The following is a 20,944-nucleotide window of genomic DNA, read 5'->3' as shown; positions in this document are numbered from 1 at the left end:
AAAAACCCGGAAATCCTCACTTTCGTGGGCCTTCCGGATTTTCAAACATCTACATCTAAAATGGTGGGTCGTGTGGGATTCGAACCTACGACCAATTGGTTAAAAGCCAACTGCTCTACCAACTGAGCTAACGACCCGCTGTGTGGTGGTGCGTATAATACTGATTTCTAAGGATAATTCAACACCTAATCTGAAATAAATCAGAAATAGGCTGTTGGGTCGCTAATTCCGGCTGCCGAGAAGCCCTCTGCACGCAGGCGGCAGCTATCGCATTTGCCGCAGGCACGCCCTTTATCATCGGCCTGATAGCAGGAAACCGTCAGCCCATAGTCGACGCCCAGGCGCACGCCCGCCTTGACGATCTCGGCCTTGCTGAGGTTTTGCAGCGGCGCCAGGATACGGAAACCCTGCCCCTCTACCCCCGCCTTGGTCGCCAGGTTGGCCATGCGTTCGAAAGCCTCGACGAACTCGGGACGGCAGTCCGGGTAACCGGAGTAATCCACCGCGTTCACGCCGATGAAGATGTCCCGGGCACCGAGCACTTCTGCCCAGCCCAGCGCCAATGAGAGGAACACGGTATTGCGCGCCGGCACGTAAGTCACCGGAATGCCTTCACCTGGAGCCTCTGGCACATCGATAGAGCTGTCGGTCAGGGCCGAGCCGCCAATGCCGTTCAGATTCAGGCCAATCACCTTGTGCTCGACGACACCCAGATCCCGCGCGATCCGCGCGGCAGCATCCAGCTCGGCCCGGTGGCGCTGACCGTAATCGAAACTCATGGTGTAGCAGCTATAGCCTTCAGCCCGAGCCATGGCCACGACAGTCGCCGAGTCCAGGCCGCCGGACAGGAGGATGACCGCACGTTTTTCTGTAGTGTTCAGTTGTTCAGTCATTTCAGCGCCCCGGCTCGTCATTCCAAAGATATTTATGCAGCTGCAATTGCAGGCGCACTGGCAAGTTGTCCGCCACCACCCAATCAGCCAGATCACGAGCATTGAGATCATGGTGACTTGGGGAAAACAGAACTTCGCCGGCACGCTGATCCAGACCGTACTGAATCAGCTTGGACACGGCCCAGTCGTAGTCTTCCCGCGAGCAGATGACAAACTTCACCTGGTCATTGGGCGTGAGCAGCTCAATGTTCTCGTAGCGGTTACGGTGCGCTTCTTTCGAACCCGGGGTTTTCAGGTCAACGACGCGGCTGACCCGTGGATCGACCGCCGAGATGTCCAGAGCACCGCTGGTCTCAAGCGACACTTGGTAACCGGCGTCGCACAACTGCTCGAGCAATGGAATGGCATTGGGTTGTGCCAGCGGCTCGCCACCAGTGACACAGACATAACGCGGACGGAAACCGGCCACTTGCTCGAGGATGTCGTCGATTGGGCGAATGGTGCCGCCAGTGAACGCGTAGGCGCTGTCGCAGTATTGGCAACGCAACGGGCAACCGGTCAGGCGCACAAAGACAGTGGGCAGCCCGGCAGTCCGCGTTTCACCCTGCAACGAGTAAAAAACTTCGGTGATTCTCAATGTGTCTTGCATAGTCGCCACGGGCGTAACAGCTAAACAGGCTGTCCGCCTCCGTCAGGCACTTCAAGGAACCCCGCGACAGCGCGAATCCCAAAAAGCGTGTTTCATAAAAAGGGCATGAATTCTAACGAAAAAACCCGCGACAAGCGCGGGTTTCTTCAAAACCGGTCACCAGGCTTACATGCGTTGCAAGTCGCGCTGGGCCAGTTGAGCGGCGGAAGTCCCCGGATACTGGGCGACTACCTGCTGCAGAATGCCCTTGACCTTGTCAGTATGACCCAAGCGGCGCTCTACATCAGCGAGCTTGTACAGCGAGTCCGGCACTTTTGCATGCTTGGGATACAGCTGGCTGACGCGGGCAAAAGCCTGGCCGGCACCTTGCAGGTCACCCTTGGCCAGATTCACCTCACCCAACCAGTACTGAGCATTGCCCGCGTACTGGCTGTTCGGGTATTTGCGCAGGAATGCGGCGAAGGCCTGGCTGGCCTTGTCGAAATCCTTGGCCTTGATCAGGTCGAAGGCTGCGTCGTAATAAAGCTTTTCCTTCGCCGGATCAGCCGGTTCAGTACCGGTCTGCGGGGCCTGGGTGGCAGGCGCCGGAGCTACACCGGGGGCATTGAGATCACCACCGGCAGGAGAATTTACAGGAGCCGCGGCAGGAGCACCGCCCGTTCCAATGCGTCGATCAAGTTCCTGGTATCGCTCCAGGCTTTCTTGCTTGATGCGCGCTACATCGTTTTGCAGAACTTCGATCACACCTTGTTGGCGTGCGATTTGTTCCTGCATTTGTTGCAATTGGTTGAACAGCTCGCCCTGTGCCGAGACAGGGGCCGAAACCCCTCCCCCGGCATAGGCGCCGTTCGTACCGTAACCCGCAGGCGGATAATTGCTCCCGCTATTGCCGGAGTTGTCCTCGACCACAGGAACCGCAGCCCCCGCCGCAAGCGGCAGGAGGCTGAGGGCCAAAACAGTTACAGCACGACGGCACGTTCGCATGACGAATTACTTACGCAGTTCGACGCGACGGTTCTGGGACCAGGACTGCTCGTCGTTGCCAGTAGCAACTGCACGCTCTTCGCCGTAGGAAACCAGTTCCAGCTGAGCTGGGGAAACACCTTGCAGTACCAGGTAACGCTGAACGGCTTTCGCACGACGCTCGCCCAGTGCCATGTTGTACTCACGAGTACCACGTTCGTCGGTGTTGCCTTCCAGAACAACGCGAGCGCCGTTTGCTTTCAGGTCTTTGGCGTGAACATCCAGAGCGCGCATGGCTTCTGGCTTCAGGTCCGAGCTGTCGTATTCGAAGTAGAAGGTGGTGATTGCGCGCAGAGCAGCTTCTTCGCTCAGGGAGCCATCAACAGCGCCAGTGTTAGCGCCGTAACCAGCGTTTGGATCGACAGCGCCTTCACCGGCATTGTCGCCGCCTTTGGACGAGCAACCTACAGCTACAGCCATGGCCAGGGCCAGCGCAGCAAACTTACCAAACTTCAGCATTTCCATCGTGAAACTCCTAATGAACCCCAATGTGTTAAGTACAACGTGTAGCGCCGCGTCAGTTCAGGTAAGGGGACCAGGAAGGTTCTCTGACTTCGCCTTGAGCGGTAGGAAGCGGGAGCCTTACGCGTCCATTAATGGACACGAGCATCAAGACTCCCCGGCCCTGCTGGCGGGTGGCGTAGATTACCATGGTGCCGTTGGGCGCAACAGTAGGCGACTCGTCCAGAGTGCTATCAGTGAGGATTTTTACGCTTCCGCGCTGCAAATCCTGGGCCGCAACCTTGAAATTAGTGAAACCGTCCTGACGATGGATCATCACCAGGGTCTTTTCGTCTGCCGACAGTTTAGGGTTGGCGTTGTAGTTACCGACAAAGGTCACACGCTCCGCCCCGCCGCCACCTGCGCTGGTTTTGTAGATCTGCGGTTTGCCGCCACGGTCGGAGGTGAAGTAGATGGTCGAACCATCTTTACCCCAGAACGGCTCGGTGTTGATACCAGGGCCTTTGGTCACGCGGCTGATCTGCTTCGAACCCAGATTCATGACATAGATATCCGGGTTGCCATCTTTGGACAGGACAAAAGCCAGTCGCGAGCCATCCGGCGACCAGGCTGGCGCGCCATTCAGGCCTTCAAAGTTGGTGATCTGCTCGCGGCGACCGGTATCGATGTGCTGGACAAAGATACGTGGGCGCTTCTGTTCGAACGATACATAGGCGATGCGCTTGCCATCGGGGGCGAAACGCGGCGACAGGATCGGTTCGCGCGACTGCAACAAGGTCACTGCCCGCGCGCCGTCATAGTCCGAACGCTGCAGGGTGTAACGCGTGTTGTTTACCGAAAAACGCTCGGCCGTCACGTACAGCATGCGCGTCGAGAAAGCACCTTTGATGCCGGTGAGCTTCTCGAACGACTGGTCAGCAATGTAGTGAGACATGTCGCGCAGCTGATCGACGCTGCCCGACACGCTGCCGGTCAGCACTTGCTGCTCGGTGGCGACGTTGAACAGTGCGTACTGCACCTGCAGGCGACCGCCCGCGGGAACAATGCTGCCGACCATGATGTACTGGGCGCCCAGGGCCTTCCAGTCGCGATAAATGACTTCGCTGGCCTGGGTCGGCAGGCTGATCATGTTCTGCTTCGGAATCGGCGAGTAGTAACCCGAGTTGCGCAGATCGTTACCAATGATTTCCGCCATGTCGTCCGGCAGGACGCTGCCGCCCTGGTATCCGAACGGCACTACCGCGATCGGGGTTGCCCGGTCACTGCCGCTGGTGACCAGAATATTTTTTTCATCCGCCGCCGCTATCCCTGCCAGGCAGCAGATAACGACAAGCATTCCTCGAAGAAGGTTTCTCACAAGGCTAGATCCTCAGGTGTGAATGTCATCTTGAATGAACGATAGGGAGCGAAATCGCTCGGCTTCATTCCCTGCATTTCTGTCAAACGTCCAATATTCTTGACCGCCGCTACAGCCGAAGCGTCGAACGGACCATCGCCACTGGACCTGGAAACACTGACCGAAGTCAACGTACCGTCGGGCAACATGCCGATTTGCAGCACGACTGTCATACCTTTGCGTGCCGAAGGTGGGCGAGCCCAGCCTTCCGCTGCACGAGCACGAATCAAGTCATCGTAACTGCCGGCAACTTCATCGCCCTGCTCATCCGCCAAGGCTTGCTGACGCTGCGGTGTATCGGAAAGCAAATCTGCCAGGGCCTGAGCCTTTTTATCCTCGGTGGATTTACGTGCCGCTTCCTGCGATTTTTTCTTCGCAGCATCGGCAGCAGCTTTCTTCTTCGCATCCTCGGCGACTTTCTTCTTCGCCTCGTCTGCTTCAGCTTTTTTCTTGGCGTCGTCCGCGGCTTTCTTCTTCGCGTCTTCGACAACCTTTTTCTTGGCTTCTTCAGCGGCCTTTTTCTTGGCCTCTTCTTCAGCGGCTTTCTTGGCTTCTTCTTCAGATTTCTTCTTGGCTATATCAGCCAATTGTTTCTCTTCAGCCTTTTTTGCTTCCGCAGTCTTCTTGGCATCGTCGGCTTTCTTGGCTTCATCAGCCTTCTTCGCCTCGTCGGCCTTCTTGGCTTCTTCGGACTTTTTCGCTTCCTCGGCCTTTTGAGCCGACTCTTCTTTCTTTTGTTCCGCAGCCTTTACCGCTTCCTGCTCGACCTTCTTCTGTTCCATCTGTTCGACTTCGGTCTGGCGCGCGGCGGATTTCTTCGCCTCACCGGCAATCTTCTGATTGGTCTGGGTCGTCGCCTGACTTTTCGATTTCAGCTGGTACAAGGTCGCCTGGACGATCGGCTTGGCCGGTGGCAGTTCCGGAGTGAAGGCAAAACTGACGAACAGCATGCCAAACACCAGGATATGCAGGGCAATTGCCCAGACACTAGGCCAGAAGTAGCTTTCCGAGGCGGACGGCTCTCGCATTCGCTGCATCAGGGCGCCTCGGTAATCAAGCCAACATTACCGACCCCGGCTTTCTGCAATCCGCCCATGGCACCCATGACGGAGCCGTAATCGACGGTCTTGTCACCGCGAATGAAGACTTGGGTGCGCTTGCCGTTACCGGTGCCGGCGCTGATGATTTTGGTCACGGCGTCCGTCATCTGCGGCAAGGTCATGGCCTTGTCCTGCTGTTTCTCGGTATCGACTTCGCTGCCAAGGTTCCAGTAATAGGTCTTGTCAGCCTTGATCGAAATGGTCAGGACCTGAGTGTTGTTGTCTTGCGGCAAGGCTTCGCTGGAAACCTTGGGCAGATCAACCTTCACGCCCTGATTGAGCATCGGTGCGGTCACCATGAAGATGACCAGCAGTACCAACATCACGTCGATGTAGGGCACCACGTTCATCTCGGCGACCGGCTTGCGCTTGCGTCGAGCTCGAGCGATTAAAGCCATTGAGGATTACCTGCTTATTCTTCGCTGGTGTGCACTTTGCGGTGCAGGATCGCCTGGAACTCGTCGGCGAAGGTGTAGTAACGGCTGATCAAGGTTTCGCCACGAGCGGCAAAACGGTTGTAGGCGATTACTGCGGGGATTGCCGCGAACAGGCCAATGGCGGTGGCGATCAGCGCCTCGGCGATACCTGGAGCCACGGTGGCCAGGGTCGCTTGCTGGGCCATTGCCAAGCCACGGAAGGAGTTCATGATGCCCCAGACGGTACCGAACAGGCCGATGTACGGGCTGACGGAACCGACGGTAGCGAGGAATGGCAGGCTCTGCTCGAGCTTTTCTTCTTCGCGGGAAATAGCCACGCGCATGGCACGCGCCACGCCTTCCATGACCGCTTCCGGATCAACACCAGACTGCTGGCGCAGACGGGAGAATTCCTTGAAACCAGCGCGGAAAATCTGCTCCACGCCCGAGTCCGGGTCCGGGTTGCTACCGGCCTGGCGATAGAGTTTCGACAGGTCGATACCTGACCAGAAGCGCTCTTCAAAGCTCTCCAGGGCACCTCGACCGGCGCGCAGCAGGTTGCTGCGCTGAAAAATCATGACCCATGAAGTGACCGATGCAGCCACCAGGATCAGCATTACCAACTGCACAACGACGCTGGCATTGCTGACCAAGCTCCACATGGAGGTATGGTCGACGACGTTAGCTTCCACGCTTTATCTCCTGCTCTGAGTGTGTACCCGCGCCGCTCACGCGGGCAAAGGCCGCACGTAGAGCTTCGGGAATGGCCCGGGGTTTCAAACTATCGGCGCGCACACAGGCCACCAAAAACTGCCCTTCACAGAGCAGTGCATTATCCGTAGCCCGCCTGACCTGCTGCTTGAAACGCAGGCTGGCACGGTTCAATTCGATTACTTCAGCGCTCACCAGAAGCTCGTCATCCAGTCGCGCCGGCGCGTGGTAACGCGCTTCGCTGGAATGCACGACGAACAACAGGTCCTCCCCCGCAAGCGTGGATTGGGCAAAGCCCAGCTCCCGTAGCCGCTCGGTTCGAGCCCGTTCCATAAACTTAAGGTAATTGACGTAATACACGATGCCGCCGGCATCGGTGTCCTCGTAATAAACGCGACAACGATGTGCGAACGACTCAAGCCCGTTTTGCGCGCGCATACTCTAGTGGTTACTCCTCAGGTTGCCAATCCGCCCAGGCAACTGTTTTTCATTCTCGAACACATTTCTCGCGAAAGAACGGTAATGCTGGCCCCCAAGGCCTGTGAACAGACCCTATGACAGCACAAACCCTGAATAAATCAGTGCGCAGAGGCCATTTAATCGTCCACGGTATCGAGAAACTCGTCTACCACAGGCATATCCCCCAATCGTGACGGGATGTTAAGACCGAAGTGCAGATACGCATGCCGGGTCACTACCCTTCCTCGCGGCGTGCGCATGATATAGCCTTGCTGAATCAGATAGGGCTCGAGCACATCCTCAATGGTATGCCGCTCTTCACTGATCGCCGCTGCCAGGCTGTCCACGCCCACCGGTCCGCCATCGAACTTCTCGATCATGGTCAGCAGCAGGCGTCGATCCTGGTGGTCGAAGCCACGTTCATCGATGTCCAGCAGGTTCAGCGCCCGGTCAGCAATCGGCTTGGTGATATGGCCATTGGCCCGCACTTCGGCAAAGTCCCGCACCCGGCGCAGCAATCGGTTGGCAATCCGCGGGGTGCCGCGGGCTCGCCGAGCAATTTCGAAAGCGCCATCGGGATCGAGCGGCAAACCGAGAATGCCCGCCGAACGGCTGACGATGGTCGCCAGATCGGCAGTGCTGTAGAACTCCAGGCGCTGAACAATGCCGAAACGGTCGCGCAACGGATTGGTCAGCATCCCGGCGCGAGTGGTCGCCCCGACCAGGGTAAACGGCGGCAGATCGAGTTTGATCGAACGCGCAGCCGGACCTTCACCGATCATGATATCAAGCTGGAAATCCTCCATCGCCGGGTACAGCACTTCTTCGACGATGGGCGAAAGACGGTGGATTTCATCGATGAACAGCACATCGTGGGGTTCAAGGTTGGTCAGCAGCGCTGCCAGATCACCCGGACGCTCCAGCACCGGCCCCGAAGTGCTTTTGATCGACACCCCCATTTCCTGGGCAATGATGTTGGCCAGGGTGGTTTTACCCAGCCCCGGCGGACCGAAGATCAACGTATGGTCGAGCGACTCGTTGCGCCCACGGGCAGCCTGGATGAACAACTCCATTTGCTCGCGCACGGTCGGCTGACCAATGTATTCGGCCAGGCTCAGCGGGCGAATCGCGCGGTCCTGGACTTCCTCGCGGTCACGACTACCCGTGGCGGCGATCAGACGATCAGCTTCAATCACTTAAATCATTCCCTTCAGGGCGCGGCGAATCATGTCTTCACTGCTCAAGCCTTTTTCCTTGATGGCGGACACCGCTTTACTGGCTTCCTGCGGCTTGTAGCCCAGGGAGATCAGTGCGCTGACGGCATCGCTTTCGGCGCTGGCCACCAGGGTCGCCGGCGCATCAGCCTGGTTCGGCACCAGGGCGAACATGCTCGGCACCACTTCCCAGGCTTTGAAGCGGTCCTTGAGCTCCACCAACAGCCGTTCGGCAGTCTTCTTGCCGACCCCCGGGACCTTGGTCAACGCCGAGGTGTCCTGTGCCGAAACACAGCGCACCAACTCATCGACCTCCAGACTGGACATCAACGCCAGCGCCAGTTTCGGCCCAACCCCGTTGAGGCGGATCAGCTCACGAAAAAAATCCCGCTCGCGCTTGCCAATGAAGCCATAGAGTAACTGCGCATCCTCGCGTACGACCAAATGGGTGTGCAAGGTAATCGGCTCACCGACCGACGGCAGTCGATAGAGGGTGGTCATGGGCACTTCCAGCTCATATCCCAGACCATTTACATCAAGAATCAGATGCGGCGGCTGTTTTTCAGCCAAAGTGCCGCGCAAGCGTCCAATCACGTTTCAGATCCTTAAGCGTTGGCCAGATCAATGGCTGACGACCGACAGAGCAAGGGCGATACGCCGACAACACAGGCGCAGAACCCTCATTCGATAAAAATGACTGCTGATGCTATCAGAGACGCAGGCGCCCGCCACGACTGCGTGCCGTGCCCAGACCATGGGGCAACAGGCTGGAACGGGTATGAGCATGACAAATGGCAATGGCCAGGGCATCCGAGGCATCGATTTGCGGCTTGCTGGTCAGTTTCAGCATATGCATGACCATCATTTGCACCTGCTCTTTATTCGCCGCGCCGGTCCCGGTCACTGCCTGCTTGACCTGTGTCGCGGTGTATTCAGCGATTTCCAGGCTTTCCTCGGCACCGGCAACAATGGCTGCACCGCGGGCCTGGCCGAGCTTGAGGGCTGAGTCGGCGTTGCGCGCCATGAAGACCTTCTCGATGCCCATAGTCACCGGGCCGTAGGTCTGAATGACCTCACGCACTCCGCGATAGACGATTTGCAGGCGCTCATGCAGTTCGCCGCTGCCGGTGCGAATACAACCCGAGGCGATGTACACGCAACCTCGACCGGTATCGCGAACCACGCCATAACCGGTAATACGCGAACCGGGATCGATACCAAGAATAAGAGTCATAACGCCTGCGGCAAGAGTGCGGATGTTTGAGGGAAACTGTAGGCGCTGCCGAAGGTTCTGGCTGCGATCGGACGATCTTCAAGATCAAAAGATCGCAGCCTTCGGCAGCTCCTACATGTACCGCGTACGCCGAAGGTTTCGGGGTGCAGATCTTTTACAGATCGATCAGCCGAGCTGCTCTGCCACCGACTCCGGAATATCCGCGTTGGAGTAGACATTCTGCACGTCGTCCAGGTCTTCCAGCATGTCGATCAGCTTGAGCACCTTCTCGGCGCCTTCCAGGTCCAGTTCGGCACTGGTGGTCGGCAACATGACGATTTCCGCGTCCATCGCATTGAAACCCGCTGCTTCCAGCGCGTTGCGCACGGCATAAAAGCCGGCGAACGAAGTAAAGACATCGATGGAGCCGTCTTCGTTGGTCACGATGTCATCGGCGTCGGCTTCCATGGACGCTTCAATGAGCGAGTCTTCGTCGACGCCTGGCGCGAAGGAGATCTGCCCCTTGCGCTCGAACAGATAAGCCACCGAACCGTCGGTACCGAGGTTGCCGCCGCATTTACTGAACGCATGGCGCACAGCCGCCGCGGTGCGGTTACGGTTGTCGGTCATGCATTCGACCATGACCGCCACGCCGCCAGGGCCATAGCCTTCGTAGGTCAGCTCGACCATGTCGTCGGTGTCGGCCGCACCGGCACCACGGGCAACCGCGCGATCGATGATATCGCGGCTCATGTTCGCACCAAGCGCCTTGTCCAGCGCCAGGCGCAGACGCGGGTTGGAACCCGGATCAGCACCGCCCTGCCGGGCAGCAACGGTCAGCTCACGAATCCACTTGGTAAAAATCTTGCCCTTCTTGGCGTCCTGACGTTCTTTGCGGTGCTTGATGTTCGCCCACTTGGAATGACCTGCCATAACTTGCTCCAGATTCTCTTTGAAACATTGCCCGCCGCGCGGTATGCGCTGGCCAGCAAGAAAAAATCTCGACGCTCTCTATAAGTAGAGAAGACGCATCCGTCCTCTCTATAAAGAAGGTGCATCTGCTCTATCTATAGAGAGAAGGCGCATCCAGGGATGCGCCTTGGGTCAGCCTTATTCAGCCTTTGGCTGTTCGCGCAGACGGATGTGCAGTTCGCGCAATGCCTTGGCATCCACGTGACCCGGAGCCTGAGTCATGACACAGGCAGCACTCTGGGTTTTCGGGAATGCGATCACTTCACGGATCGACTGGGCGCCAGTCATCAGCATCACCAGACGGTCAAGGCCGAAGGCCAGACCACCGTGGGGCGGCGCGCCGTATTTCAGGGCGTCGAGCAGGAAGCCGAACTTCTCTTCCTGTTCCGACTCGCTGATGCCCAGCAGACGGAACACCGACTGTTGCATTTCCTTGCGGTGGATACGGATCGAACCGCCACCCAGCTCGGTACCGTTCAGCACCATGTCGTAGGCACGGGACAACGCGGTCGCCGGGTTGGCTTCCAGCTCTTGCGGTGTGCACTTCGGCGCGGTGAACGGGTGGTGCAAGGCGGTGAAGCTGCCGTCGTCGTTCTCTTCGAACATCGGAAAGTCGACAACCCACATCGGTGCCCACTCGCAGGTCAGCAAGTTCAGATCGTTACCGACCTTGATCCGCAGCGCGCCCAAGGCTTCGCTGACGATCTTGGCTTTGTCGGCACCGAAGAACACGATGTCGCCGTCAACCGCGCCAACGCGATCAAGGATCACATTGAGGTTGGCTTCAGGGATGTTCTTGACGATCGGCGATTGCAGACCTTCAACGCCTTTGGCGCGCTCATTGACCTTGATGTACGCCAGGCCCTTGGCACCGTAGATGCCGACAAACTTGGTGTAGTCGTCAATCTGCTTGCGCGGCATGCTCGCCGCGCCTGGAACGCGCAAGGCGGCAATGCGGCATTTCGGGTCGTTGGCAGGGCCGCTGAACACCTTGAAGTCGACTTCTTTCAGTTGATCGGCAACGTCAACCAGCTCCAGCGGGTTACGCAGGTCCGGCTTGTCGGAACCGTAACGACGCATGGCCTCTTCGTAGGTCATGTGCGGGAACTCACCGAATTCCAGATCCAGCACTTCCTTGAACAGGTTACGGATCATGCCTTCGGTGATGCCAATGATCTCGGACTCATCGAGGAAGCTGGTCTCGATGTCGATCTGAGTGAATTCAGGCTGACGGTCGGCACGCAGGTCTTCGTCGCGGAAGCACTTGGCGATCTGGTAGTAGCGATCGAAGCCGGCCACCATCAGCAGTTGCTTGAACAGCTGCGGCGATTGCGGCAAGGCGAAGAAGGAACCGGCGTGAGTACGGCTCGGCACCAGATAGTCGCGAGCACCTTCAGGGGTGGCCCGGGTCAGGATTGGCGTCTCGACATCGAGGAAGCCATTCTCGTCCAGGTAACGACGGATACTGGTGGTCATGCGCGAACGCAGACGCAGCTTCTCGAGCATTTCCGGGCGACGCAGGTCGATGAAGCGATAACGCAGGCGGGTTTCTTCGCCGACGTCGGAGAACTCGTTGAGCGGGAACGGAGGAGTTTCCGCTTCGTTCAAGACTTCCAGTTCGTAGCCCAGCACTTCGATCATGCCCGAAGCCATGTTGGCGTTGCCGGCACCAGCCGGACGCAGGCGTACCTTGCCGGTGACCTTGACCACGTATTCGCTGCGCACGCGATCGGCGGCGGCGAAGGTTTCAGCGCGGTCCGGGTCGAACACCACCTGAGCCAGACCATCACGATCACGGATATCGAGGAAAATCACCCCGCCGTGGTCACGACGACGGTGGACCCATCCGCAAAGGGTAATTTCCTGACCTTCCAGGCTTTCGTTCAGTTGGCCGCAATAATGGCTGCGCATCATGATGGTGGTTCGCTTCTCTTAATTCGAAATTCGGTGGAGGTCTTGCCGCACCCCTGCACCTGAGTCAGGTACCTGATGGTGCAAGAGCTCGCGCGTGTCGTTCACTTAGTCAGCTTTGTCGCCGCCAGCCAGATTCTTCTTCGAGCCGGTTTTGAAGTCGGTCTCGTACCAGCCGCTACCACTGAGGCGGAAGCCCGGCATGGACAACATCTTCTTGAGCTCTGGTGCCTGGCAGGCAGGGCAGTCGACCAGCGGCGCAGCGCTGATCTTTTGAATGGCTTCCAACTGATGACCACAGGAAGCACATTGATAATCGTACATCGGCATGGGGATTGTCTCGGCAATCAGATTATTACGCGCGCGCGGGCATAGGCTGCGCAGCAAAGCGCGAGATTATATCTGGTAAATCGAGCCTGTGCAGCCGTAAGACTGCACCAACCGGCGGGGATCCTCATGAGCCGGCGCGCGCGCGGGCATACTTCAGCCAACACTGGATGGCGCGCCCGCGAGACAGCTGCCTTTTTTCAAGCTATGCACAACGCACACGACCCTGACCAACCCGCTGAAATTCTTGACCCCACCATGGCGCAGGTGCACCTCTCGATCGACATAGGAAAGCAGCGCACTGACCGAGCAACAATTGATCTGGGCTATTTCCGCAAGGATATCCCAATAGATCTGCTCAAGCCGCAAACAGGTGGAAAAACCATTCAATCGGATTGATCTGGCAAGTGGTTGCGCCAGCCCCATATTGAACTCCCGAACAAAAGGATCCACTTTTACATTTTGAAACTGAGCAATCTCTCTCACTCCCCGACCTATACCTCGAGCCATATCATCGACACTCCTTTGTCATGCCTTTCTTCAGAAAACCGGAAACAATCTGTTTCCTTATAAAAGCTTAACCAGATATTTATATCCAGATGATTTTATGACCATGCATGTAGGACAAACCAACAATATCAGAGCGACTTATATTGTCGACCTACATACAAATACCCTACACAGTCAATTTCCAAACCAGTTTCCTACTACCGGAGAACAGAGACTAGTGATCGGGTCATACGCGGAGTTGAACGCAGGGAAATCGTCAGTTCGCAAGCACTGGAGCCACTCACCAATAAGCCAGAGCCGCTGCGCTGGCGACCATCGGGAGAAAGCAGGCACGAATGAGCGACGCACGCCGCAATCCGTGCCTCAGGGTCATTTATCGTCCAGCAGCGACCGCAACATCCAGGCGGTTTTCTCATGGACTTGCATCCGTTGAGTCAACAGATCCGCCGTCGGCTCATCGCTGACTTTATCAAGCAGCGGAAAAATGCCGCGCGCCGTTCGCGTTACCGCTTCTTGCCCCTGGACAAGTTGCCTGATCATATCTTCAGCGCTGGGCACACCCTCTTCTTCCTTGATAGAAGAAAGTCGCGCATAAATTGAATAAGCCCCCGGCGCCGGAAAACCGAGAGCGCGAATTCGCTCGGCAATCAAATCAACTGCCAGTGCCAATTCATTGTACTGCTCCTCGAACATCAAGTGCAGCGTGCGAAACATGGGACCCGTGACATTCCAATGAAAGTTATGGGTTTTCAGATAAAGCACATACGTATCCGATAGTAGACGTGAAAGTCCGTCCACAATCGACTTGCGATCTTCTTCGCTGATACCGATATCAATTGCCATGTCTATCTCCTTGAACAGGTGAAATTAACCCAGCAGGTGCAGGACCACTCTAGCAAGAGTACCGACACCCTGCAGCCTGGTATCCCATTAGGGCCTGCGACAGATCCGCCCTGCAATCAACCCCTGGCGGTGCATTACCGGGCACGACCGAACTAAAAAAACTGCGCTCCGTCCGAAACCCGGAAAACGGTCTAAAACGCGCCTTCACAGGAGCAATGAACGCCAGATCAACCTGCCCGACGATAAACCGGCACAGCTTGCGGTAGCGCTTGATTTGAGAAGGTCTGGGCTTTGCTGTTAAATAGAGGGTGTGTCGTTGTCGTCTATTTTTCCGGGCGCGGCGCATAGGCTGATACCGCGTTCGTGTCCAGCGCCTCATATTGTCCAGAAGCGAACCGTGCGCAATCAGCTCTTCCTGGTGATCTGTCTTAACGTGAGTTAATCAAAATGTTGAAAATCGTCCATCTGCTAACGGGCGCAGCAGCCCTGCTGCTGTCCTTTATCCCTAGCCTGCGATCCGAAGCGGTACCTTACCTGCAACAACCCGATGCGCTGTACCTGGCGTTTTTCGGCCTGCTCAACCTGACCCTCGCTCCGGTTATTCCCTACTGGAACAAAGGGCCGCGTCACCAGCTGCAAAACCTGGTCAGCGCTCTGCTGGTACTGGCCGTGGTCCTGCAAATCCTTACCCTGCTCGCTCCATTGCCTGTCATTGGCGGCCAACCGGCCATTCTGGTCAGTCTTGTGACTGCCCTGATCGCCGTCCTCCTGCACCTGGCCATCAGCTTCTACACCTCTTCGCCAGCTGCCGCTGCACCTAGCTACGACATGACCAATCGCGATACCGGTACCGTCAAGTGGTTCAATACCTCTAAAGGCTTCGGTTTTATTTCCCGCGATTCCGGTGATGATATTTTCGTGCACTTCCGTGCTATCCGGGGTGAAGGACACCGCGTTCTGGTCGAAGGCCAGCGTGTGGAGTTCTCCGTCATGAACCGGGATAAAGGCCTGCAAGCCGAAGATGTGATCGCGGCTTTACCGCGTCGCTGATTGCGTCATAAAAAAACCGCGATGCAGCCAGGCTGCTCGCGGTTTTTTATTGCCTGAATAATGAGTGATTCGACAGCACTCAATAATGCGGCGGTGGAGCCTCTTCCTCGAAGGACTCGAACTGACCGACCATTTCTTCCTGACGTTTGAGCAGCGCCGCCATCTGCAGTTGCAGACGCTCGACGACCCGCTGTTGCGCCACCAGCACATCGTTCAATGCTTGAATGGTGTCATCTTGAAAGGCCTGACGGCTTTCAAGATCAGTAACTCGCTCTTCCAGACTCATGATTCAGCCCTCCAGGAAGGTAAAACCTTCGGTCAACACCAGCCGCAGTCGCTCACGAATAACCGCCACCTGCTCCGCACTGTATGGCTTTGCCGGATGTTTTCCCCAGACCGGCGCCGGCCATGCCGCATCTTCACGTTTGCGCACGATGACATGCATGTGCAGTTGGCTGACGACGTTACCCAGGGTCGCCACATTCAACTTGTCCGCATCGAACGAGTCTTTGAGCATTTCTGCCAGGGCCGTGGTTTCCTGCCACAGCTGTTGTTGATCAGCCACATCTAACTGAAACAACTCACTGATGTCCTCGCGACGCGGTACCAGGATGAACCAGGGATAATTCGAATCGTTGGACAACAGCAACCGGCACAAGGAGAAATCCCCAATCGGTAGTGTGTCTTGTTGAAGTCGTGGATCTAAAGCGAACACCGTGCGCACTCCCTCAGCTCATCGGATTTGAGCCTGGCGCCAGTTCGATGACCGCCCGCCAGGCGACAGAACACCAGCATACCTGCGAATGTCAGTCGCTTCACGGTGAACAACGGCCATCCGTGGGGTTTTGTTGGAAGGGCCAACCCGCAGGACAGCCGATACCGGCACCCGAGCGCCCCAACATGGGGCATTTCTCGCCGGACCACATCATTCAGCCCTCGAGATCGGCCTTTCCCTGCGCAAACGCCCCGCTCATGCAGGGTCAAGCTGTTACCCGAGCACCCACCCTGTCTGCATTTCGCACAGCAGTGCAAAAGTTTTGCACCAAAACCGTACAGTACGTCTACTCTGAGTGCGGCAACCATCCGCCGATTACTCACTGAAAGTGTGAACCGGTAACGTTTTTGGTTGTCACCGAGGATTTTCCAGAGGCAACACGAGGAAAATCATGGCGTCAAGCCCAAACAAAACGACCTTAAAACCCCGGTTTTATGAGGTTTTGGCAGCGACGAAAGCGGCTAGAGAAAAAAAAGGCAGGAAAAAACGGGTTTGTGCACGCTTGTTGCATTCACACCCACACTGTCGCGCAGGACTCCACTGGAAGTGGATACCGCTGGACAAATAAGAATAGTGGCAAGGTCGCCCATGGGGATTTCACTGCTTGGACATAGAACACATTTACCTATGCTCCAGCCTTCGAAAACAGCGCTGAAGTTGTCAGTCCGGTTTGCACTGGGGCTGTGAATTTGCGACATGGACCGAGCATTTTGCGACACGGTCGTAAAGAAGCTGAAAGGATAGATACGTAAGTATCGCCAACATTGTCAGCGTGATATAAGTTTGCGCCGACACAAAAAGAAAGAGCCGCCCGGATAATAAAACAGGCGGGACGGCAGTACTCTTCTAAAAACCAAAGGAGCAAATCACGATGCGCGTGATGAAGTGGAGCATGATCGCACTGGCTGTTTCAGCAGGCACCTCGCAGTTCGCAATCGCGTCCTCCCAGGACGAATCCAAAGGCTTTGTTGAAGACAGCAGCCTGGTAGCCAAGACTCGTATCGAGTACATGAACCGTGACTTCCGCAATGGCGCCGGCAACGTTGCCAAGCCAGGTGGCGGTTTCAAAAGTGGCTATCGTCAAGACACCGGCATCAGCGAACTGGTTACTTACGAGTCCGGCTTCACCCAAGGTATTGTTGGTTTTGGTCTCGACGCATTCGTAGGCGGCACCGCCAAGCTGGATGGCGGTTCGGGTCGTCGTGGTAATGGTCTGTTCGCCTCCGACAGCGAAGGCAACCCTGAGGACACCCAATCCAAGGCTGGCGCAGCTGCTAAAATCCGTCTTTCCGACACTGTGCTGAAATACGGTCGTCAATTCGTTGCCAGCCCGGTATTCGCTACCGATGACAGCCGTCTGCTGCCAGAAGTCGCTGAAGGCACCTTGCTCACCGTCAAGGAAATCAAAGGCCTGGAACTCAGCGCTGGTCGTTTCACCGCTCTGAGCTCGCAAACCGGCATGGGCAAAGACAGCATCAACGGCAAGCACACCCCAGGCCTGACCAGCGCCAACATCGCTGGCGCAACCTACCAGTTCACCGATAACTTCGTTGCCGGTATCGCTGCATCCGACGTTGATGACTACTTCAAGAAGCAGTACATCAACGCCAACTACACCTTCCCGATCAACGACGAGCAGTCGCTGAACTTCGACCTCAACGCCTACAAGTCCAAAGATCAGGGCCAGGCGCTGTACGGCGAAGTCGACAACAAACTGTGGAGCTTGGCCGCTGCCTACAGCATCGGCGCGCACAAATTCACCGTTGCTCACCAGCAATCTACCGGTGACACCAGCTACCTGTACGGCGTGGACGGTAACGGCACGATCTTCGTAGCCAACTCCATCCAGATCTCCGACTTCGTGGGTATCGACGAACGCTCCTGGCAGGGTCGCTACGACCTGAACATGAAAACCTACGGCGTTCCTGGCCTGAGCTTCATGGCTCGTTACGTATACGGCGACAACATCGAAACGACTTCCGGTACCGAAGGTAAGGAACACGAGTTCAACTTCGAAACCAAATACGTTCTGCAAGAAGGTCCAGCCAAGGATCTGTCGTTCCGTCTGCGTAGCGCAATCTATCGTGCAAACGATGCCTACAACGCCGACTACACCGCAGACAACAACGACGTACGTATCATCGTTGAATACCCGCTGAGCATCTTGTAATTCTGCGATAATTCGATTACGTCGTAGAGCTTTGCTCTAACTAAAAACCGCTCACCTGATTCAGGTGGGCGGTTTTTTTATGGCCACGGGATTACAGTCGCGGCAAAACTGCGTAGCAAGCTAACTAAAACGACTTGTTTACCCCCTCACGGCGCGCACTTTATGCCAGGTGTTAGCCGAATAATTTAGCGAAGAACACGTTGAGGAGGGATAAAAAAATCAAGGGGCTTTGTGCCCCTTGAGTTCACTGCCGATAGTTGACTGAACAGCCAACTAAGAAAAACAACCTCGTTACACAGTCGCTTCCTGAACCACCCGAATCACTCGCTGTGGAAACGGAATATCGATACCCGCGGCTTTCAATCGGTCACGGGACATTTCATTGAACATGAACATCACATTCCAGTAATCCGCGGTCTTTACCCAGACTCGCAAGGAAACCGTAATCGAACTGTCACCGAGAGTCGAAATCACCGCCTCCGGTGCCGGATCGGCCAGCACGCGCTCATCCTTGGCCAGCTCAAGCAGGACTGCTCGAGCCTTTTGCAGATCGGCCTCGTAGTCGACGCCTACATCAAACACCACCTTGCGGGTCGCCTGACGGTTGTAGTTGGTGATGATGCCGTTCGACAGGTTGCCGTTGGGTACGATGACCGTCTTGTTGTCGCCGGTACGCAGCACGGTATGGAAGATCTGAATGCTGTCGACCGTACCGCTGACACCCTGTGCTTCGATCCAGTCGCCAATGCGAAATGGACGGAACAGCAGAATCAGCACGCCGCCGGCGAAGTTCGCCAGGCTGCCTTGCAATGCCAGGCCAATGGCCAGGCCGGCCGCACCGATCGCCGCGACGAACGAAGTGGTTTCGACGCCGATCATCGAGGCCACGCTGACGATCAGCAGCACCTTGAGAATGATGTTCGCCAGGCTGCTGATAAAACCCTGCAAGGCCTGATCGGCATTGCGCATAGCCAGCAATCGGCCAACTTTATGGGTCAGGCTATTGATCAGCCACCAACCGATGGCGAGGGTGATGACCGCCAGCAGCACACGGCTGCCGTATTCCATGATCATTGGAATCCAGGCTTGGGACGCCTTGACCAGGTTGTCCACTTCAGCATTCAAATCCATCTATCTCTCCTGATTACCGGGTGCCCGGCTCGCAATACCGACCGACAGAACGATTGAAATTAGTCGAGTTCAATCGATTCTGCCATTCAACGGGCCTCGGACGCCGATAACGCCAATAGGTTCCCAGAACGTCGACGGGTGGCCTGTGTGGCTAGTCGCGGAAATTGTTGAACTGCAGCGGCAGGCCGAAGTCTTTTGCGCGCAGTGCGGCAATCGCGTCTTGCAAGTCATCACGCTTCTTGCCGGTGATCCTTACCTGTTCACCCTGAATGGCCGCCTGCACCTTGAGCTTGGCGTCCTTGACATGAGCGACGATTTTCTTCGCCATCTCTTTATCAATACCTTCCTTGAGGGTGGCTTCCTGCTTCATCAATTTGCCGGAAGCATAAGCGTCCTTGAGCTCAAGGCACTGCACGTCGATCTTGCGTTTGACCAGTGCGAGCTTGAGGATTTCAATCATCGCTTCGAGCTGAAAGTCGGCTTCAGCGGTCAGGTTGACGGCCAGGTCCTTCTCCTTGAACTCGAAGCTGCCTTTGCCTTTCAGGTCATAACGACGGTCGAGCTCCTTGACGGCATTCTCGACCGCGTTGGTGACTTCGTGCTTGTCCAGTTCGGATACCACGTCGAACGACGGCATGTTTATTTCTCCAATGTTAAAAGGGCGCCGCTCAATAGAGATGGAGCACGCCAGGCTTGCGGTTAAAATGCGGGCTTATTATAACGGGTCTTTCCACTCCTTCACTGCGAGCCTCACATGCACCTGCCAATCAAAGCAAAAAGCTGATGTCGACTACCTGGCACGTTCTTGGCGCAGGCAGCCTCGGCACCTTGTGGGCGACCCGCCTGGCTCGGGCAGGCTTGCCCGTCAGGCTGATACTGCGCGATCAGGCACGTTTGCAGGCCTACCGGGCAGCCGGCGGGCTCACACTGGTGGAGCAAGGCCAGGCCCGGCTGCATGAGATCCCCGGCGAAACCGTCGACAGCGCCGGGCCCATTACCCGCTTGCTCGTCGCCTGCAAGGCCTACGATGCCGAAAAAGCTGTCGCCCAACTGGCATCACGCCTGACGCCCGACGCCGAAGTGATTCTGTTGCAGAACGGCCTGGGCAGTCAGGACGCCGTCGCGGCGCGCGTCCCGCAGGCGCGCTGCATCTTCGCGTCCAGCACCGAAGGGGCGTTTCGCGATGGCGATTGGCGCGTGGTGTTTGCCGGTCATGGGTATACCTGGCTCGGTGATGCCAGCCACCCTACCCCGCCAACCTGGCTGGATGATCTGCAGCAGAGCGGCATCGCTCACGAGTGGAGCGCGGATATTGTGACGCGGCTGTGGCGAAAACTCGCGCTCAATTGCGCGATCAATCCGCTCACCGTACTCCACGATTGCCGCAATGGGGGCCTGCAACAGCATCACTGCGAGGTCGCAACCCTCTGCGCCGAGCTGACAGAACTGCTGGAGCGCTGCGGGCAGCCGGCAGCGGCGCTGGATCTGCAACACGAAGTCGAACGGGTGATTCAGGCGACCGCTGCCAACTATTCGTCGATGCATCAGGACGTCACCAGTGGTCGCAGAACCGAAATCAGCTACCTGCTCGGTCATGCCTGTGCGGTTGCGTCCCGACATCAACTGAACCTGCCCCACCTCAATCAACTGCAGCAACGCCTGATCGAGCACCTGCGCACACGCGGATTGCCCAGCGACTGAGCAGCGGCTACGCTGGCC

24 protein-coding genes and 1 tRNA gene are annotated in these 20,944 nt (G+C 56.9%); 3 read left to right on the top strand and 22 right to left on the bottom strand.

The features are described 5' to 3' along the window. Window positions 1-61: 61 nt before the first annotated feature. The 18 genes from F8N85_RS19475 to F8N85_RS19390 form a co-directional block, all read right to left on the bottom strand. Window positions 62-137: transfer RNA gene (locus tag F8N85_RS19475), tRNA-Lys, on the bottom strand. Window positions 138-200: 63 nt separating this feature from the next. Continuing rightward, window positions 201-893: a 7-cyano-7-deazaguanine synthase QueC gene (queC, locus tag F8N85_RS19470; protein WP_150805164.1), complete on the bottom strand. Its 693-nt coding sequence runs from the start codon at window positions 891-893 to the stop codon at window positions 201-203. Window position 894: 1 nt separating this feature from the next. After that, window positions 895-1,542 carry a 7-carboxy-7-deazaguanine synthase QueE gene (gene queE, locus F8N85_RS19465; RefSeq protein ID WP_150805163.1) on the bottom strand — a complete coding sequence of 216 codons (648 nt, stop codon included), beginning with the start codon at window positions 1,540-1,542 and terminating at the stop codon, window positions 895-897. Between the two features lie 165 nt (window positions 1,543-1,707). Further along, window positions 1,708-2,526: a tol-pal system protein YbgF gene (gene ybgF, locus F8N85_RS19460; protein ID WP_150805162.1), complete on the bottom strand. Its 819-nt coding sequence runs from the start codon at window positions 2,524-2,526 to the stop codon at window positions 1,708-1,710. Between the two features lie 6 nt (window positions 2,527-2,532). After that, window positions 2,533-3,030: a peptidoglycan-associated lipoprotein Pal gene (pal, locus tag F8N85_RS19455; RefSeq protein ID WP_150805161.1), complete on the bottom strand. Its 498-nt coding sequence runs from the start codon at window positions 3,028-3,030 to the stop codon at window positions 2,533-2,535. 52 nt (window positions 3,031-3,082) lie between these two features. Beyond that, window positions 3,083-4,384: a Tol-Pal system beta propeller repeat protein TolB gene (gene tolB / locus F8N85_RS19450; protein WP_150805160.1), complete on the bottom strand. Its 1,302-nt coding sequence runs from the start codon at window positions 4,382-4,384 to the stop codon at window positions 3,083-3,085. Then, window positions 4,381-5,460 carry a cell envelope integrity protein TolA gene (gene tolA, locus F8N85_RS19445; protein WP_150805159.1) on the bottom strand — a complete coding sequence of 360 codons (1,080 nt, stop codon included), beginning with the start codon at window positions 5,458-5,460 and terminating at the stop codon, window positions 4,381-4,383. Before tolA ends, tolB begins: the two co-directional genes overlap by 4 nt. Then, window positions 5,460-5,912 carry a protein TolR gene (gene tolR / locus F8N85_RS19440; RefSeq protein WP_191636216.1) on the bottom strand — a complete coding sequence of 151 codons (453 nt, stop codon included), beginning with the start codon at window positions 5,910-5,912 and terminating at the stop codon, window positions 5,460-5,462. Before tolR ends, tolA begins: the two co-directional genes overlap by 1 nt. 23 nt (window positions 5,913-5,935) lie before the next feature. Further along, a complete protein-coding gene (tolQ, locus tag F8N85_RS19435; RefSeq protein WP_150805157.1) occupies window positions 5,936-6,631 on the bottom strand; it encodes a protein TolQ in 696 nt (231 codons plus the stop codon). After that, window positions 6,621-7,088 (bottom strand): tol-pal system-associated acyl-CoA thioesterase, encoded by a 468-nt coding sequence (gene ybgC, locus F8N85_RS19430; RefSeq protein ID WP_150643020.1) that lies wholly within the window; start codon window positions 7,086-7,088, stop codon window positions 6,621-6,623. Before ybgC ends, tolQ begins: the two co-directional genes overlap by 11 nt. Window positions 7,089-7,246: 158 nt before the next feature. After that, window positions 7,247-8,305: a Holliday junction branch migration DNA helicase RuvB gene (gene ruvB, locus F8N85_RS19425; RefSeq protein ID WP_150805156.1), complete on the bottom strand. Its 1,059-nt coding sequence runs from the start codon at window positions 8,303-8,305 to the stop codon at window positions 7,247-7,249. Next, on the bottom strand, window positions 8,306-8,917 hold the full coding sequence (gene ruvA / locus F8N85_RS19420; protein WP_150805155.1) for a Holliday junction branch migration protein RuvA: 612 nt from the start codon (window positions 8,915-8,917) through the stop codon (window positions 8,306-8,308). It lies immediately after the preceding gene. A gap of 115 nt (window positions 8,918-9,032) precedes the next feature. Then, window positions 9,033-9,557, bottom strand: a complete 525-nt coding sequence (ruvC, locus tag F8N85_RS19415) for a crossover junction endodeoxyribonuclease RuvC (protein ID WP_150805154.1) — start codon at window positions 9,555-9,557, stop codon at window positions 9,033-9,035. Window positions 9,558-9,722: 165 nt separating this feature from the next. Continuing rightward, window positions 9,723-10,469, bottom strand: coding sequence for a YebC/PmpR family DNA-binding transcriptional regulator (locus F8N85_RS19410; protein ID WP_150805153.1), 747 nt, complete (start codon window positions 10,467-10,469; stop codon window positions 9,723-9,725). Between the two features lie 177 nt (window positions 10,470-10,646). Continuing rightward, window positions 10,647-12,422, bottom strand: coding sequence for an aspartate--tRNA ligase (gene aspS, locus F8N85_RS19405; RefSeq protein ID WP_150805152.1), 1,776 nt, complete (start codon window positions 12,420-12,422; stop codon window positions 10,647-10,649). Window positions 12,423-12,527: 105 nt separating this feature from the next. Continuing rightward, complete coding sequence (locus F8N85_RS19400) at window positions 12,528-12,749, bottom strand: FmdB family zinc ribbon protein (protein WP_010208103.1); 222 nt, start codon at window positions 12,747-12,749, stop codon at window positions 12,528-12,530. 153 nt (window positions 12,750-12,902) lie between these two features. Next, window positions 12,903-13,256 carry a ribbon-helix-helix domain-containing protein gene (locus F8N85_RS19395; protein ID WP_150805151.1) on the bottom strand — a complete coding sequence of 118 codons (354 nt, stop codon included), beginning with the start codon at window positions 13,254-13,256 and terminating at the stop codon, window positions 12,903-12,905. Between the two features lie 369 nt (window positions 13,257-13,625). After that, the gene (locus tag F8N85_RS19390) at window positions 13,626-14,099 is read right to left on the bottom strand and encodes a Dps family protein (protein ID WP_150805150.1); all 474 of its coding nucleotides are present in this window, start codon (window positions 14,097-14,099) and stop codon (window positions 13,626-13,628) included. A 447-nt stretch (window positions 14,100-14,546) separates the two neighbouring features. Here F8N85_RS19390 and F8N85_RS35605 point away from each other — a divergent pair, with 447 nt between their 5' ends. Then, on the top strand, window positions 14,547-15,149 hold the full coding sequence (locus F8N85_RS35605) for a cold-shock protein (protein ID WP_150805149.1): 603 nt from the start codon (window positions 14,547-14,549) through the stop codon (window positions 15,147-15,149). A gap of 79 nt (window positions 15,150-15,228) precedes the next feature. Here the strand turns inward: F8N85_RS35605 and F8N85_RS19380 are convergent, their stop codons facing one another. Continuing rightward, a complete protein-coding gene (locus F8N85_RS19380; protein ID WP_150805148.1) occupies window positions 15,229-15,435 on the bottom strand; it encodes a SlyX family protein in 207 nt (68 codons plus the stop codon). A gap of 3 nt (window positions 15,436-15,438) precedes the next feature. Further along, on the bottom strand, window positions 15,439-15,864 hold the full coding sequence (locus F8N85_RS19375; protein WP_150805147.1) for an HIT domain-containing protein: 426 nt from the start codon (window positions 15,862-15,864) through the stop codon (window positions 15,439-15,441). A 931-nt stretch (window positions 15,865-16,795) separates the two neighbouring features. On the opposite strand from F8N85_RS19375, the gene F8N85_RS19370 reads away from it, so the two are divergent. Further along, window positions 16,796-18,094, top strand: a complete 1,299-nt coding sequence (locus F8N85_RS19370; protein WP_150805146.1) for an OprD family porin — start codon at window positions 16,796-16,798, stop codon at window positions 18,092-18,094. Window positions 18,095-18,385: 291 nt separating this feature from the next. On the opposite strand, the gene F8N85_RS19365 is transcribed toward F8N85_RS19370, so the two are convergent. Together F8N85_RS19365 and F8N85_RS19360 are read right to left on the bottom strand one after the other, a co-directional pair. Further along, entirely contained in the window at window positions 18,386-19,225 is an 840-nt protein-coding gene (locus F8N85_RS19365) for a mechanosensitive ion channel family protein (RefSeq protein ID WP_150805145.1), read from the bottom strand. A 151-nt stretch (window positions 19,226-19,376) separates the two neighbouring features. Next, window positions 19,377-19,862, bottom strand: a complete 486-nt coding sequence (locus tag F8N85_RS19360) for a YajQ family cyclic di-GMP-binding protein (RefSeq protein ID WP_150805144.1) — start codon at window positions 19,860-19,862, stop codon at window positions 19,377-19,379. 146 nt (window positions 19,863-20,008) lie between these two features. Between F8N85_RS19360 and F8N85_RS19355 the strand changes: the two genes are divergently transcribed. Next, window positions 20,009-20,926 (top strand): putative 2-dehydropantoate 2-reductase, encoded by a 918-nt coding sequence (locus tag F8N85_RS19355; RefSeq protein ID WP_150805143.1) that lies wholly within the window; start codon window positions 20,009-20,011, stop codon window positions 20,924-20,926. Window positions 20,927-20,944 lie beyond the last annotated feature (18 nt).

This window comes from Pseudomonas fluorescens, assembly GCF_902497875.1.
Lineage (GTDB): Bacteria > Pseudomonadota > Gammaproteobacteria > Pseudomonadales > Pseudomonadaceae > Aquipseudomonas > Aquipseudomonas fluorescens_BR.
The sequence above is the reverse complement of the archived record's forward strand: the minus strand, read 5'-3'. Positions and strand labels throughout refer to the sequence as shown.

Coding starts and splice junctions, on each gene's coding strand:
- queC (WP_150805164.1), bottom strand. CDS start 893: ATGACTGAACAACTGAACACTACAGAAAAACGTGCGGTCATCCTCCTG.
- queE (WP_150805163.1), bottom strand. CDS start 1,542: ATGCAAGACACATTGAGAATCACCGAAGTTTTTTACTCGTTGCAGGGT.
- ybgF (WP_150805162.1), bottom strand. CDS start 2,526: ATGCGAACGTGCCGTCGTGCTGTAACTGTTTTGGCCCTCAGCCTCCTG.
- pal (WP_150805161.1), bottom strand. CDS start 3,030: ATGGAAATGCTGAAGTTTGGTAAGTTTGCTGCGCTGGCCCTGGCCATG.
- tolA (WP_150805159.1), bottom strand. CDS start 5,460: ATGCAGCGAATGCGAGAGCCGTCCGCCTCGGAAAGCTACTTCTGGCCT.
- ybgC (WP_150643020.1), bottom strand. CDS start 7,088: ATGCGCGCGCAAAACGGGCTTGAGTCGTTCGCACATCGTTGTCGCGTT.
- ruvC (WP_150805154.1), bottom strand. CDS start 9,557: ATGACTCTTATTCTTGGTATCGATCCCGGTTCGCGTATTACCGGTTAT.
- F8N85_RS19410 (WP_150805153.1), bottom strand. CDS start 10,469: ATGGCAGGTCATTCCAAGTGGGCGAACATCAAGCACCGCAAAGAACGT.
- aspS (WP_150805152.1), bottom strand. CDS start 12,422: ATGATGCGCAGCCATTATTGCGGCCAACTGAACGAAAGCCTGGAAGGT.
- F8N85_RS19400 (WP_010208103.1), bottom strand. CDS start 12,749: ATGCCGATGTACGATTATCAATGTGCTTCCTGTGGTCATCAGTTGGAA.
- F8N85_RS19395 (WP_150805151.1), bottom strand. CDS start 13,256: ATGGCTCGAGGTATAGGTCGGGGAGTGAGAGAGATTGCTCAGTTTCAA.
- F8N85_RS19390 (WP_150805150.1), bottom strand. CDS start 14,099: ATGGCAATTGATATCGGTATCAGCGAAGAAGATCGCAAGTCGATTGTG.
- F8N85_RS35605 (WP_150805149.1), top strand. CDS start 14,547: ATGTTGAAAATCGTCCATCTGCTAACGGGCGCAGCAGCCCTGCTGCTG.
- F8N85_RS19380 (WP_150805148.1), bottom strand. CDS start 15,435: ATGAGTCTGGAAGAGCGAGTTACTGATCTTGAAAGCCGTCAGGCCTTT.
- F8N85_RS19370 (WP_150805146.1), top strand. CDS start 16,796: ATGCGCGTGATGAAGTGGAGCATGATCGCACTGGCTGTTTCAGCAGGC.
- F8N85_RS19365 (WP_150805145.1), bottom strand. CDS start 19,225: ATGGATTTGAATGCTGAAGTGGACAACCTGGTCAAGGCGTCCCAAGCC.
- F8N85_RS19360 (WP_150805144.1), bottom strand. CDS start 19,862: ATGCCGTCGTTCGACGTGGTATCCGAACTGGACAAGCACGAAGTCACC.
- F8N85_RS19355 (WP_150805143.1), top strand. CDS start 20,009: ATGTCGACTACCTGGCACGTTCTTGGCGCAGGCAGCCTCGGCACCTTG.